Genomic DNA, 12,508 nt, shown 5'->3' on the forward strand with positions numbered 1-12,508 from the left:
CGGAGACCGGCGCTTGTGGACGATCCCGCCAGCCGCACAGTTGAGGTATAGCAGGCTGTACTTCGCTCTGGCCGCCCAGCCGCTAGTCTTCGGGGCCGAGGAGGTGACGCATGCCGGTGGCCCGCAAGCTGGGCGTGATCGCGCGCAACGCGTTGGACGGTCTCGAGCACCTGGTCGGCGGGCTCGGCACCGCCGTACTGGCGTTCGCGGCGATGTTCGGCGTGCTGATCACCGCGGCGGCCTGCGTGATCGGCGTCGGTCTGCTCATCGCCCCGTTCACCCTGCGCGTGGTGCGGGCGATCACCCAGCGGGAACGGTCGCGGCTGTCACGGTGGCGGCCGGACGAGGACCTCGCCTCGCCGGTGCGGTTGCCGGACAGCCTGATCCAGGCCGTCCGGGACCGCGATGTGCTGCGGGAGCTGGCGTGGGTGGGCTGTCACGGCTCGGCCGGGTTCGTCCTCGGGCTGATGGGGCTGGCCCTGCCCCTTGGCGCGGTGCGGGACATCGTGTTCCCGCTGTACTGGCGGCTGCTGCCGGAGTCCGAGGCCACCGGCCAGCTGTCCCTGTGGACCGCGCACGACTGGGCCGGCGCGTTCGCCGTCACCGGCGAGGGACTGGTGTTCCTCGTGCTGAGCGCCCTGCTCATCCCGGGGATGGCCCGGCTGCAGGAACGCTACGGCCGCAAGTTGCTGGACGCGGAATACGCCGACCTCCACCTGCGGATCGCGGAGCTGACCGCGACCCGGGCCGCCGCACTGGACGCGCACACCGCGGAGCTGCGGCGGATCGAGCGGTCCCTGCACGACGGGACGCAGAACCGGCTCGTGGCCGTCAACGTCCTGCTGGGCGCGGCCCGCCGGGCGCTGGCCCGCAACTCGCCGAACGTCGACGACGTGCTCGTCCGGGCGCAGGACGCCACCGAACAGGCGCTCGCCGAGCTGCGTGCGGTCGTCCGCAGCATCCTGCCGCCGGTGCTGATCGAGCGCAGCCTGCCCGACGCGCTCAGCGCGCTGGCCGCCGCGTGCCCGGTGCCCTGCATGGTGGACGCCCAACTGGACGGCCGGTGTGCCACATCCGTTGAGGCGACGGCATACTTCGTCGTCGCCGAGACGCTGACCAACGTCGCCAAGCACAGCCAGGCGCGGAGCGCCGTCGTCCAGCTTTTCCGCCACCGCACCCGGCTGTTCGTGACCATCAGGGACGACGGCCGCGGCGGTGCGGACGAGCGCGAAGGATCCGGGATCGACGGCATCCGCCGCCGGGTCGAGGCGCACGACGGTGAGTTCACCCTGAACAGCCCACCGGGCGGCCCGACAACCGTGAGGGTGACCCTGCCATGCGGATAGTGATCGCCGAGGACGACCCGTTGCTGCGCCAGGGCCTCGCCCTGCTGCTGCGCGCCGAGTCGCTCGACGTCGTCGCCGTCACCGGCAACCCGGACGATTTCCTTGCCGCGGTGGACGAACACCGGCCCGATGTGGCCATTGTGGACGTTCGCATGCCGCCGACGCACACCAGCGAGGGCATCACCGCGGCCGTCGAGGCGCGGCGGCGGCAGCCGGATCTCGCCGTCCTGGTCCTGTCGGCCTACGTGGAACAGGCCTTCGCCACCGACCTGCTCGCCAACGGCTCCGCGAAACTCGGCTACCTGCTCAAGGAGCGCGTCGGCCGGGTCGAGGAGTTCCTCACCGCGCTGCACCGGGTCGCCGGCGGCGGCACCGCGATCGACCCCGACGTGGTGTCACAGCTGCTGACCCGCACCCGCCCGGACACCAGGCTGGAGCGGCTGAGCCCGCGGGAACGCGATGTCCTGTCCCTGATGGCCGAGGGCCTGGGCAACACGGCCATCGCCGAACGCATGGTCGTCACCGAAGGCGCCGTGCACAAACACATCCGCAGCATCTTCGCCAAGCTCGACCTCGCCCCCACCGACCGCACCGACCGCCGCGTCACCGCGGTCCTGCACTACCTCGACGACGCCCGGCGCCGGTCCTAGCACCGTGCTTCGTCGACTACCGAAAGTCACAGGTGGGGCTGGGTACCGCGGCACGGCGTGATCCAATACCCTGAGCTGCGTCGGGGTAGTTCAACGCGCGAATGTTCAGGTGGCCCAAGGTGTCGGATACGCAGGAGGACGAGAACCGGTCGTCCGCCTTCGACACGAACCGGCCCCATGTCGCGCGCATCTTCAACGCCCTGCTCGGCGGCAAGGACAACTACCAGGTCGACCGGGACGTGCGCGACCAGCTGCTGGCCCGCGCGCCCGCCATGGGCGACCTGGCCAGGGACGTGCGGTCGTTCGTCGGCCGGGTGACGCGGTTCCTGGCCGGTGCCGCGGGTGTCCGCCAGTTCCTGGACTGCGCGCCGGGCATGCCCAACAACGAGAACGTCCACGAGGTGGCCCAGCGGGAGAACCGCGAGGCCACGGTCGTGTACACCGCCACGGACCCGGTCGTGCTGGCGCACGGCCGCGCGCTGCTGGCGGAGAACGACCGGACCCACTTCGTGCACGCCGACTTCCGCTGCCCCGACCAGGTCTTCGACGACCCCACGGTGCGCAAATGCATCGACCTGAACGAGCCGGTCGCCGTGTTCCACGTCGGCAGCGTGCAGTACGTCAGCGACGCCCGCGACCCGGCGGAGATCATCGCCGGGTACATCGACCGGATCCCTTCTGGGTCTTATGTCGTGCTCGGCCACGGCTATGACCCGGAGGACGGGTCGTTCCCGCGGGAACTGCGCGAGGTGTACCTGAACAGCGACGTCGGCCTGGGGTACTTCCGTAGCCGGTCGCAGATCGAGTCGTTCCTCGACGGGCTGGAGCTGGTCGATCCCGGGCTGGTCGCGGTGTCCGACTGGTGGCCGGACGGGCCGCGGCTGGCCGGTCAGGACCCGGTCCAGCGCCTTGCGCTCGGCGCCGTCGGCCGCAAGCCCTAGCTCGGCGTTTCGTAGGCGGTCGAGCACCGGTCCATGGCGCGGTCGCGCAGCTCGCCGTTGCTCTCCCGGCCGAACGCGTCGAGGCCGCTCAGGCACGCGTAGCGGGGACCGCCATTGGTGGCGATGGAGATCATCGGCACAGTGCCGTTCGGCTCGGCGGGGACGGTCGAGGTGACCTTCATCGGCTGTCCCTCGGCGTAGCTGAACATGAGGATGCTCGGCGGTTGCTTCTTCTGCAGCATGCCGAAACCGGTCCGGCCGTCCGGGTTCATCACCGCCATGGTCAGCCTGCCGTCCTCGGCGGCCGAGTCGAACAGGACACGGCCGGACAGCAGGTCCGAGCCCTCGGCGTCGACGTCCAAGGCCCGGGACTGCACCTTCCCCACGGTGACCTTGCGCGACCCGTTGGTCGGCTGGGTGAACTCGCCCGTGGTGTAGCCGAGGGTGTGGTTGTCGCTGGCCCAGACCAGCTCGCCGAGGATCATCGGCTTGGTCATCGTCCAGGTCCGCCGCTTGCCCGTGACGGAGTCGAGCACCGCCATCGTGGTAGGTGTTGCCAGCGCGGGAGAGTCTGCCTCCTTCTCGCCGCAAGGCGCTGTCGCGTAAGCGATCCGGCGACCGTCGGGGCTGATGGCCAGGCCCGCCGCCAGCGCTGGAACGGTTCCGCCGGTGACCGGCGCGATGTTCTTGGCGTGCCCGTCATCGGTCAACGTGAACTGGTACAACTCCGTCTCGCACGGCTTGGTCTTCACAGCCGCGACAACGAACGTCCGGCCCGGCCCGCCGACGATGCTGGCGACGCTGCCAGCAGTGGGCGACGGCGGCTCGACCGAGGCGATCGGGTCCTGCTGCCCGGTTTTCGTGGTGTCGAAGATGTCGAACCACGACGCGCCACCGGATCTGCTCGCGGTGACCATGAACCGCGGCTTCCACGCCTGCTTGGGACCGGTGGCCCCCGACGGCGCATCCGATGGCTGCTGTGCCAGCACGATCCCGCCGACCGCCCCGGCCACCAGCACACCGGCGCCGATCGGCATCGCCCACCGCAGCCATCGGCGCGGCTGCCGGACTTCGCTCTGCTCTTCGTTCGGTGGCCCCTCCAGCATGGCGGGGATCATGCCAGCCGCGGTGAAAGGTTCGCTGGGGATTCGGTCAACTCGCCTTGGAATTACGGACGAAGGCTGTCCAGACCGGCGACGTGCAGTACTCGCAGTCCGGGCCGAAGAACAGGTCACGGGCTTGGGGGTCGCCCATCAGCTGGTAGCGGAACCATGCGGTGACCGGTCCACGCAGACCGCTGTCGCTGACCTCGAAATGTCCCGCGCCGCGCAGTTCGGCGTAAATGGCCGGAACCTGGCTCGCCTTCTCGTACTGTCCCTTGACCACCGACGGCCAGACGACGATGTCCTTCTCCCCCGCGGTGAACAGCGCCGGGCCATGCAGTTTGCCCGGGTCGTTGAACGGGCCGCCGAACATCGGCGCCACGGTGTCGACTCGGGAATCCGCGCCGGTGCCGACCGCCTGGCCGCCGCCCAGCGAATGGCCGCTGGCTCCGACGTGCTCCAGGTCGACCTTGCCCGCGTAGACGCTGCCCTCGGTGCTGTTCTGGCGGGTCAGGTTGTCCAGGCCGGCCAGCATGGGTTTCGGGTCGGCCGACTGCCCATCGGACGCCGCGACGATGAACCCGTGCGACGCGAAATGGTTCAACAGAACGGCATAACTCGTCGGGGTGGCCAGAGTTCCGTTGCCCCACAGGATGACCGGATGCGTACCGCAGCCCAGGCTGCCGAGGTTCACCGGCCGGAAGATCGTGGTGCCCGCGCCGTTGGACTCCTGCGTGACCGCGAACGGCCCAGGTCCGGCCCAGTTGCCGTTGACCGATGGGCAACTCGACGCCGCGCCCGCCGACGGCACCCCCACCGCCCCGAACATCACCGCCACCAACCCGGCCAGCGCCGTCAACCGCCGCACGACGTCTCCTCTCTTTCGGACCCGACGTCATGATCCACCACGTTTGGCATGCACTGCGTCACCACCGGTGCACAGGGATGGACAGTAGGAACTGCCCACAAGGGCTGTTGTAGGTTGGGGCTCATGATCGACATGGCGCGGAAGACCTGGCGGGCGCTCGAGGCGTACCACGGGATGATCTACTTCTCCCCCGAGGCCGCCAAGGCCTACGAGGACCTGGGGTTACGCGGCCGTGCCGGCTACTTCGCGTCCCGCTCGGCGGCGATGGGCGCTGTGCCCGCCAACGTCGTGGTGGCCATGTTCTACAACTTCAACCCCGCCTTGGTGCACTCCTCGATGGACGGCGCTTGGTCGATCACCGACCCCGCTCGCGTGCTGGCGGCGCGGTACGAGAGCGTCGACCGGACCCTCCGGCGGATCCTCGGTGATGCCATCGAGTCGCCCGAGATGGCGCGGGCCGCGACGCTGCTGCGCAACGCCGCCGAGGCGATCACGGATGACGTCACCGGCCGTCCGCTCTATGCCGCGCACGCCTCGCTCCCGTGGCCTACCGAACCGCACCTCGTGTTGTGGCACGCCCAGACCCTGCTGCGCGAGTACCGGGGCGATGCGCACGTCGCCGCCCTGCTCAGCGCGGGCCTCAGCGGGATCGAGGCCCTGATCACGCACGCCGCCTCCGGTGCCGTCGGCGCCGAGACACTGCGGACCACCCGCGGCTGGCCGGAACCCGAGTGGCAGCAGGCCATCGACGGCCTCCGGGAACGCGGCTGGCTCACCGACGACCCCACTCCCACGTTCACTTCCGCCGGCGAAGCCCGCCGCGCCGACGTGGAAAGCACCACCGACCACAACGCCACCGCCCCCTACACCCACCTCGGCGAGGACGCCTGCGCCGAACTGCGCACCCTCGCCCGCCCGTTCAGCCAGGCCCTCGCCACCGAACTCATGCCCTGGCTCACCGCCAAACCGGCCTGACCCTGCCCGTCCGGCGGGGACGAACGGGGAACACACCCCGGACGAACGGGGGACACGGCCCCGACGAACGGGGGACACGCGCGGGAGGAACGGGGGACACGCCGGGGCGGGTGTAGTGGGCGGACGACGGCAACGACAGCGGGCACGCGTCGCGCAAGGGCAGCATCAACTGTTCTTGAGCTTGGCCAGGATCCGGTCGAGCACCAGGGCACCTCGTTCCTCGGCGATCCGCGCGGCACGCTGCCAGGCCTCGGCGGCTTGGTCAGCGTGCCCCAGCGCCGTGTGGGTGTCGCCGAGGTGTTCCAGGGCGTCGAGCAGCGACTGCTGGTCCTTCAGCTCCTCGGCCATCGCGAGGGATTTCTCGAAGCAGGCCAACGCCTCGGTGTGCGCACCGAGCTTGAGGTGCACATAGCCGAGGCTGTCCCATGACCCGGCCTCGCCGTGCTGGTCGCCGACTTGTTGTTGCAGGGCAAGGGACTCCTGACAGCAGGCGAGCGCTTCGCGGTACTCGCCGAGCTGGGCGTGACACCAGCCGACCGCGTTCAGGCCGGTCGCGATCCCAGGCGTGTTGTCCAGTGCCCGCAACACTTCCAGGCCGCGCTGGGCGTGTTCCAGGGCATCGCGGTACCGGCCTTGGCGTTCGTACAACGCGCCGTAGCCGATCTCCGAGTGGGCGGCGCCGAGGGTGTTGCCGGCGCGCAGATAGAGGGCCACGGCCTGTTCGGTGTGCCGGTAGGCCGAGTCGAAGTTGTGGACCTGTTCGTAGGCACGGGCCAGGCTGCGGTGGGCGCGGGCCTGATCGTTGAAATCGCCGTGGTGCGTGGCCACGTCGACGGCGATCAGCGACGTCGCGACGTAGTCGCTGAGCAGCCCGCGCCGCAGGAAGTAGTCGATCATGACCCAGGTGAACTGGAACACGTGCGCGTAGTGGCCGTGTTCGGCCGCGGCCGAGACGGCCGCCAGCAGCAGCTGGTACTCCGTCTCGAACCAGGTCATCGCCTGCTCGCTGGTCTCCAGCGGGGTGGGCACCACCTGCGGGTCGAGCTCGGGCAGGTCGAGCCGCTGCCGGTGCGGCTTGAGCAGCAACGCCGCGGCGTGCCCGGTGTGCACGTAGTAGTCCATGATGCGGCGCAACGCCTTCTCGTCGTCCGCCAGCTCGATGGCGTACAACCGCACCAGGTCGTGCAGCCGGTAGCGGCCGGGAACGTGTTGTGTCACAAGGCAAGCGGCCTCGAGTTCGGTCAGCAGCGAGCGGGTGCGGGCCACTGGCAGCCCGGTCAGGCTCGCCGCCGCGTCCAGCCCGAACTCCGGCCCGGGAACCAGCCCGAGCTGCGCGAACACCCCGGCCGCGGCCGGGCTCAGCGCGCGGTACGACCAGGACAGCACCGCGCGCAGGTTCGTCTCGTGGTCGTCGCCGTCGAGCGCGTCCAGCCGTGACTCGCGCAGTTCGCCGGCGAACAACGCGAGCGGGAAGTCCGGGTACGCGGTGATCCGCGCGGCCATGATGCTCAACGCCAGCGGCAGGCCCGCGCAGGCGTTCAGCAACTCCTCGACGGCGTCCGGCTCGGCGGCCATCCGCGCGGCCGGGATGTGCGCGGCGAGCACCTGGCGGGCTTCGTTGTCGGACAACACCTCCAGCTCCAGGGCCATCGCGCCGACCGAGACCACGAGCGAGGTGAGCCGGTTGCGGCTGGTGATCACCACCGTGCCGGTTTCGTTGCCGGGCAACAACGGCGTGACCTGAGCGACGTCACGGGCGTTGTCCAGCACGACAAGCATGCGGCGGTCCGCGGCCACACTGCGCCACAACGCGGCCAGGGCGTCCAGCTCAGCGGGCATCTCCTGTGCCGGGAAGCCAAGCGCGCCAAGGAAACCACGCAACGCGGTGGCGGGCGCCATCGGGGCGTTCCGCGAGTCGAAGCCGTGCAGGTTCACATACAGCTGGCCGTCGGGGAACCGTTCGGTGTTGGCGTGCGCCCACTGCAGCGCCAGCGTCGTCTTGCCGATGCCGCCGGTGCCGCGGATCGCGGAGATCACCGCCGTGCGGCCGACCTGGTCGAGCTGGTCGAGTTCCCGCGCCCGGCCGGTGAACACCCTGGTGACCGCGGGCAGCTGCTTCGGCACCGTCAGGGCGCTGACCACGAGCGCCGGGTCGGCGTGCAGGATCTGCTCGTGCAGCCGTCGCAGCGACTGCCCGGGGTCGACGCCGAGGTCGGCTGCGAGCCGGTGGCGCACCTCCTGGTAGTGCTGGAGCGCGGCGGCCTGATCGCCGCCCCGGTACAACGCGAGGACGACCTGTCCGGCGAGCCGCTCGTTCCACGGGTTCGCCGCGGCCACTTCGGACATTTCCGCCAGAAGCGACGTGTGCTGGCCGCGCCGGAGCTGGACGTCGTAGTAGTCCAGGCGTGCGGCCAGGTACTCGTCCTCGGCGATGGCCCGGATCCCGGCCAGCCACTCGGACTCCACCCCGGTGAACGGGTCGCCCCGCCACAGCGCCAGGGCCTCCTCGAACCGCACGGCCGCCGCGTTGTCGCTGCCGCTGCGCCGTGCTTCCCCCACCAGGGCCCGGAACCGGTGCAGGTCCACCGCCATCTCGTCGACCACCAGCGCATACCCGCCCGCGCTGCGGTCGATCCGCACGTCGTGCGCCGACTCCAAGGCCGCCCGCAACCGCGAGATGTACGTGTGCAGCGCCGCTCCCGGCCGCTGCGGCAACCGCTCTCCCCAGACCCGGTCGGCCAGCTGGTCGAGCGTCACCACGCGGTTCGCCTCGACCATCAGCACCGCGGCCACACACCGCACCCGCGCCTGCCCAAGCTCGATCACACCACCACCCACACACGCGGTGATCTCGCCGAGCACACCGAACTCTGCCTGCATACGTCCTCTCCGTGGCCGCCAACAGGTTAGTGGAGATCCAGCCAGTCGGCCCGGGCACGGACCGGTGCCCTTCGAACGCCACGCGTCCACAAGCGCAGTGAGCCGCGCGATCACGGTGTGCGCCAACGCGGCTCGGCCGGTTTCGTCCAGGCCGTAGCGGTCGCAGAAGATCCGCGGCCGCGCCGCCTGCTCTTCGGTCGTGCCGAACCCGTCCTCGTTGCCCGGGGCCGTCATCGGTACCCACCGATACACGGCGTAGGCCACGTCCCAGACTCGCGAACCTGGCTGTGCGTGGTCGAAATCGATGATCCCAGCCACCCTGGTGGCGTCGAGGACACAGTTGTGCGGTGCGAAGTCACCGTGGCAGAGCACCTCGACCGGCTCGACACCCGCCACCTGCCAGCCATCCCGTGGCGCCGTCGCGGCAGCGAAGCCTAGGGGCGAGCGGTCAGTACTTCGACTTCGTCGAGGAACGCGGTGCGGACGCCGGGCAGACCGTCGAGCCGGGGCACGAACCCGCGCACCCGGTCCTCGACGTCCACGATGATCACGGCGATCGGCAGGTTGTCGGCGAGGTCGACCGACCGGTCGGTGTGCACAAAAGACGAGGCGCCGTAGCCTTCGCAGCCGCGCAGCACAGTGGCGCCGGCCAGCCCGGCTTGCTGGGCGCGGGCGACGATCTCGTGGTACACGGGTGTGTGGTGCCAGCGGTCGTCGGCGCCGAGCAGGATGGTCAGCCGGACGGCCTTCACCGGAGCACCTCGACCTCGTCGAGGGTCATCAGGCCGGTGATCTCCAGTTCGTCCAGCTGGGTCAGGAACCCGTGGACGCGTTCGGCGGTGTCCACGATGACGATCAGCATCGGCCGTTCGCTGCCCGCGCGGAACAGGTGGGATGGGTGGATCCTCGAACTGGCGCCGAAGCCCTCCACACCGCGGATCACGGTGGCGCCGGCCAGCCCGGCCTGGTGGGCGCGGTGCACGATCTCGACGTACAACGACCGGTGCCGCCAGGTGTCCCCCTCACCGACGAAGATCGACAACCGCAGCCCGGACGGTCCCATTCCCCGAGTACACGCCGGCCGGCAGGCACGGTCAACCCTCACGGGTCACGCCAGGCGGTAGCCCATTCCCGGCTCGGTGATCAGGTGCCGGGGCCGGGCCGGATCCGGTTCGAGCTTCTGGCGCAGCTGGGCGATGTAGATCCGCAGGTAGTGCGACCGGCCCGCGTACTGCGGGCCCCAGACATCCGCCAGCAGCTGCTTTTGGGTGACCAGCCTGCCGCGGTTGCGCACCAGCAGTTCCAGCATGCCCCACTCGGTCGGGGTGAGGTGCACCTCGGCACCCTGCCGCCACACCTTCTTCACCCCGAGGTCGACGCTGAACGAGCCGGTGTCCACCAACGGCTCGTCGGCCTGCCGGGCCGCCACCGCGGATCGCCGCAGCGCCGCACGGATCCGGGCGAGGAGTTCGTCCATTCCGAACGGTTTGGTGACGTAGTCGTCGGCGCCCGCGTCCAGGGCGGCGATCTTGGTGGTCTCGTCGGTGCGGCCGGACAGCACGACGATCGGGGTCACGGTCCACGCCCGGAGACTGCTGATCACCGAAATGCCGTCCGTGCCAGGCAATCGGAGGTCCAGCACGACGAGATCCGGTCGCGCCTTGGCGGCCGCGCGCAGAGCTTCGGCGCCGTCGTGCGCCACGGCCACGCGGTAACCGCGCGCGGACAGGTTGATCCGTAACGCACGCGCGATCTGGATGTCGTCGTCGACCACCAGCACAAGGGTCATGGACGCGTCATTCCCATCACCGCAGTGTCCTTATCGGACACAGCCGCGGCGATGGGCCTGACGCGGTTTTGACAGCCGGTGAGCCGGCGTTAACGGACTGTTAGCGGGCCCGGCGACGCGCCGCGGCCAACACACCCGCCCCGCCGAACAGCACCAGGGCACCGAGTCCGGTCAGCCCCATGACGTCGACACCGGTGTTGGCCAGCTCGTCGGTCCGCGGTTTTGCCTGGGCGTCAGGCGTTACGTCCGAGGGCGACGCCGGCGCGCACGGCTGCGCGGGCCGGGCAGCGCCGCTGCCGACCTCCAGCACTCCGGCACCGGCGCCCACGGCGACCTGCACCTCGACCGGGTTGCTGGGCAGTCCGGTCCAGTCCGCCTGCCCCGGGTAGAGGTACGCGAGGTATTCGGTGCCGGGCACGATGTGCTTGATCGTGACGATCCCGTTGGCGTCCGTCACGCCCTCGCCGGCGATTGGGCAGGCGCCCTCGTTGACCAGGACGACCCGCACGCCGGGAACGGGGTTGCCGCGGCAGCCGGTGCCCTTATGGCACGGGAAGTTGCGGACATCGGCCTTGTAGTCGGCGAAGACACCCTTGAGCGGCGCGCTGTCGTGGGCGACGGCGTGCGTGGTCCGTTCATGGTCGCGGCCGTAGCCGAAGTAGCAGTTCGCCCCCACGTAACCCCAGGTCCGCGCGCTGTCGGGGACCTTGTCGGAGACATCGAGGGTCTTCGTCGTGCCCGCCGGGATGGTCACCCCGTCGCCTGCGAGGTCGCCCCAGCCGGGGGTGGTTCCGGTGAGCCCGACCGGTCCGCAGGAGGACACGATGCCCGCCATGTCCGTCGTACCGGTGTTCTGCAGGGAGACGATGAGGTGGGCGGTGTCGCCGACGTTGTAGCTGTCACCGGTGAACTCCACCGACGCCTTCAACGCGCCGTTGAGCGGGTGGACCAGGCGAAGCCGGACATTGTCGAGGTCGCCGTCCACAGTGATCGGTGCGTGCGCCAGCTCCCAGCCTGCGGGTGCACCGCCGAAGACGTCGTAGGCGACGGTCGGCAGCTTGTCGAAGGTGAACCGGCCCTGGCTGTCAGTGGTCGCCTCATAGGCCTTGCCGTAGTCATGCACATACCACCAGCGCGCCGTGACCCCCGGCCATTCCCTCGCCCGGGTCCATCCGGTTGTTGTTGTTCTGGTCGCCGTACACGGTTCCGCTGACCTTGGCGGTCCTCAGCGTGATCGGCGCGGTGATGGTGACGTCGGTCCACGGTGGGCGGCCGGCGCTCGCGGAGACGTGCAGGTTCACCACAGTGGACTCGGCGTGCGGCTGGTAGCCGGTGATGGTGACCGTCTTGGTGGCGTCCGCGTCGAGGCTGATCCCGTCGGCCTGCAGCGCACCCCACTGGGCGTTGTAGTCGTATTTCAGGGTGTCGTTGTCGGACGAGCCACCCGCGGCACGTTGTCCAGCCGCTGCGCGGTGACGTTCTTGATGGTCACCGTGGCCTTGATCTGCTCACCGGTCTGGTACCCGGCCTTGTCGAACTTGGCCGTGACCTCGAGCTTCGGCTCGTCCGCGGCCGAAGCCGCCCCCGGCACACCGGTCACCAGCACGGCCGCGGCCACCAAGCCCAGCCAACATCTCCGAAACACGCCAAACCCCCAGGTAGATACGTCGAGAGCGCGAACCTATCAGCGGCGCCCTTGCAGAAACCTTGCACACAGTCACCCGCGCTGCGCGCTGGGTGCCAGCACCGGGACGCCGAACACACCGCGGGTGACGACGATTCCGGCGACGGCGATCAGCGCGGCGACCAGGGCGGTGGCCGACCCGCCTGCCCACAGCCGTCCGGTGTCCCGCCGGTAGTCGTCGGTCGTGGCAGCCATCGAACACCTCCAGGTCGGCGGGACAACGACGACATCCACACTGCGGCCCGGCGCTCACCCCGGAAGGGTGGGATGGC

At 70.1% G+C, this 12,508-nt stretch carries 14 protein-coding genes; 4 read left to right on the top strand and 10 right to left on the bottom strand.

Translation table 11 applies throughout. The features are described 5' to 3' along the window. Positions 1–110: 110 nt before the first annotated feature. The 3 genes from AB0J95_RS17280 to AB0J95_RS17290 all read left to right on the top strand — a co-directional run bounded on the left by AB0J95_RS17280 (position 111) and on the right by AB0J95_RS17290 (position 2,937). Positions 111–1,346 carry a sensor domain-containing protein gene (locus tag AB0J95_RS17280; RefSeq protein WP_364758121.1) on the top strand — a complete coding sequence of 412 codons (1,236 nt, stop codon included), beginning with the start codon at positions 111–113 and terminating at the stop codon, positions 1,344–1,346. Further along, positions 1,337–1,996, top strand: coding sequence for a response regulator transcription factor (locus AB0J95_RS17285; protein ID WP_364758123.1), 660 nt, complete (start codon positions 1,337–1,339; stop codon positions 1,994–1,996). Before AB0J95_RS17280 ends, AB0J95_RS17285 begins: the two co-directional genes overlap by 10 nt. Positions 1,997–2,115: 119 nt before the next feature. Next, on the top strand, positions 2,116–2,937 hold the full coding sequence (locus tag AB0J95_RS17290) for an SAM-dependent methyltransferase (protein ID WP_364758125.1): 822 nt from the start codon (positions 2,116–2,118) through the stop codon (positions 2,935–2,937). On the opposite strand, the gene AB0J95_RS17295 is transcribed toward AB0J95_RS17290, so the two are convergent. Next, on the bottom strand, positions 2,934–4,043 hold the full coding sequence (locus AB0J95_RS17295) for a hypothetical protein (RefSeq protein WP_364758127.1): 1,110 nt from the start codon (positions 4,041–4,043) through the stop codon (positions 2,934–2,936). The genes AB0J95_RS17290 and AB0J95_RS17295 overlap by 4 nt on opposite strands. A gap of 46 nt (positions 4,044–4,089) precedes the next feature. Then, positions 4,090–4,908: an acetylxylan esterase gene (locus tag AB0J95_RS17300; RefSeq protein ID WP_364758129.1), complete on the bottom strand. Its 819-nt coding sequence runs from the start codon at positions 4,906–4,908 to the stop codon at positions 4,090–4,092. A gap of 123 nt (positions 4,909–5,031) precedes the next feature. Between AB0J95_RS17300 and AB0J95_RS17305 the strand changes: the two genes are divergently transcribed. Further along, positions 5,032–5,883, top strand: coding sequence for a hypothetical protein (locus AB0J95_RS17305; protein WP_364758130.1), 852 nt, complete (start codon positions 5,032–5,034; stop codon positions 5,881–5,883). Positions 5,884–6,048: 165 nt separating this feature from the next. Here AB0J95_RS17305 and AB0J95_RS17310 read toward each other — a convergent pair whose 3' ends face one another. From AB0J95_RS17310 to AB0J95_RS17345, 8 genes are all read right to left on the bottom strand, one after another. After that, entirely contained in the window at positions 6,049–9,159 is a 3,111-nt protein-coding gene (locus AB0J95_RS17310) for a BTAD domain-containing putative transcriptional regulator (RefSeq protein ID WP_364758132.1), read from the bottom strand. A gap of 38 nt (positions 9,160–9,197) precedes the next feature. Beyond that, positions 9,198–9,515: a DUF190 domain-containing protein gene (locus AB0J95_RS17315; RefSeq protein ID WP_364758134.1), complete on the bottom strand. Its 318-nt coding sequence runs from the start codon at positions 9,513–9,515 to the stop codon at positions 9,198–9,200. Beyond that, complete coding sequence (locus AB0J95_RS17320; protein WP_364758136.1) at positions 9,512–9,826, bottom strand: DUF190 domain-containing protein; 315 nt, start codon at positions 9,824–9,826, stop codon at positions 9,512–9,514. Before AB0J95_RS17320 ends, AB0J95_RS17315 begins: the two co-directional genes overlap by 4 nt. Positions 9,827–9,871: 45 nt before the next feature. Continuing rightward, entirely contained in the window at positions 9,872–10,552 is a 681-nt protein-coding gene (locus tag AB0J95_RS17325; RefSeq protein WP_364758138.1) for a response regulator, read from the bottom strand. A 100-nt stretch (positions 10,553–10,652) separates the two neighbouring features. Further along, the gene (locus AB0J95_RS17330; protein ID WP_364758140.1) at positions 10,653–11,675 is read right to left on the bottom strand and encodes a hypothetical protein; all 1,023 of its coding nucleotides are present in this window, start codon (positions 11,673–11,675) and stop codon (positions 10,653–10,655) included. Beyond that, positions 11,668–11,856, bottom strand: a complete 189-nt coding sequence (locus AB0J95_RS17335) for a hypothetical protein (protein WP_364758142.1) — start codon at positions 11,854–11,856, stop codon at positions 11,668–11,670. Before AB0J95_RS17335 ends, AB0J95_RS17330 begins: the two co-directional genes overlap by 8 nt. 113 nt (positions 11,857–11,969) lie before the next feature. Next, a complete protein-coding gene (locus AB0J95_RS17340; RefSeq protein WP_364758144.1) occupies positions 11,970–12,197 on the bottom strand; it encodes a hypothetical protein in 228 nt (75 codons plus the stop codon). 72 nt (positions 12,198–12,269) lie between these two features. Continuing rightward, complete coding sequence (locus tag AB0J95_RS17345; protein WP_364758146.1) at positions 12,270–12,431, bottom strand: hypothetical protein; 162 nt, start codon at positions 12,429–12,431, stop codon at positions 12,270–12,272. Between the last annotated feature and the right edge of the window lie 77 nt (positions 12,432–12,508).

The sequence above is a fragment of the Actinocrispum sp. NPDC049592 genome (assembly GCF_040675465.1).
Lineage (GTDB): Bacteria > Actinomycetota > Actinomycetes > Mycobacteriales > Pseudonocardiaceae > Kibdelosporangium.

Excerpts from the sequence above, each read along its gene's own strand:
- AB0J95_RS17280 (WP_364758121.1), top strand. The coding sequence starts at position 111 with ATGCCGGTGGCCCGCAAGCTGGGCGTGATCGCGCGCAACGCGTTGGAC.
- AB0J95_RS17285 (WP_364758123.1), top strand. The coding sequence starts at position 1,337 with ATGCGGATAGTGATCGCCGAGGACGACCCGTTGCTGCGCCAGGGCCTC.
- AB0J95_RS17295 (WP_364758127.1), bottom strand. The coding sequence starts at position 4,043 with ATGCTGGAGGGGCCACCGAACGAAGAGCAGAGCGAAGTCCGGCAGCCG.
- AB0J95_RS17305 (WP_364758130.1), top strand. The coding sequence starts at position 5,032 with ATGATCGACATGGCGCGGAAGACCTGGCGGGCGCTCGAGGCGTACCAC.
- AB0J95_RS17320 (WP_364758136.1), bottom strand. The coding sequence starts at position 9,826 with ATGGGACCGTCCGGGCTGCGGTTGTCGATCTTCGTCGGTGAGGGGGAC.
- AB0J95_RS17325 (WP_364758138.1), bottom strand. The coding sequence starts at position 10,552 with ATGACCCTTGTGCTGGTGGTCGACGACGACATCCAGATCGCGCGTGCG.
- AB0J95_RS17345 (WP_364758146.1), bottom strand. The coding sequence starts at position 12,431 with ATGGCTGCCACGACCGACGACTACCGGCGGGACACCGGACGGCTGTGG.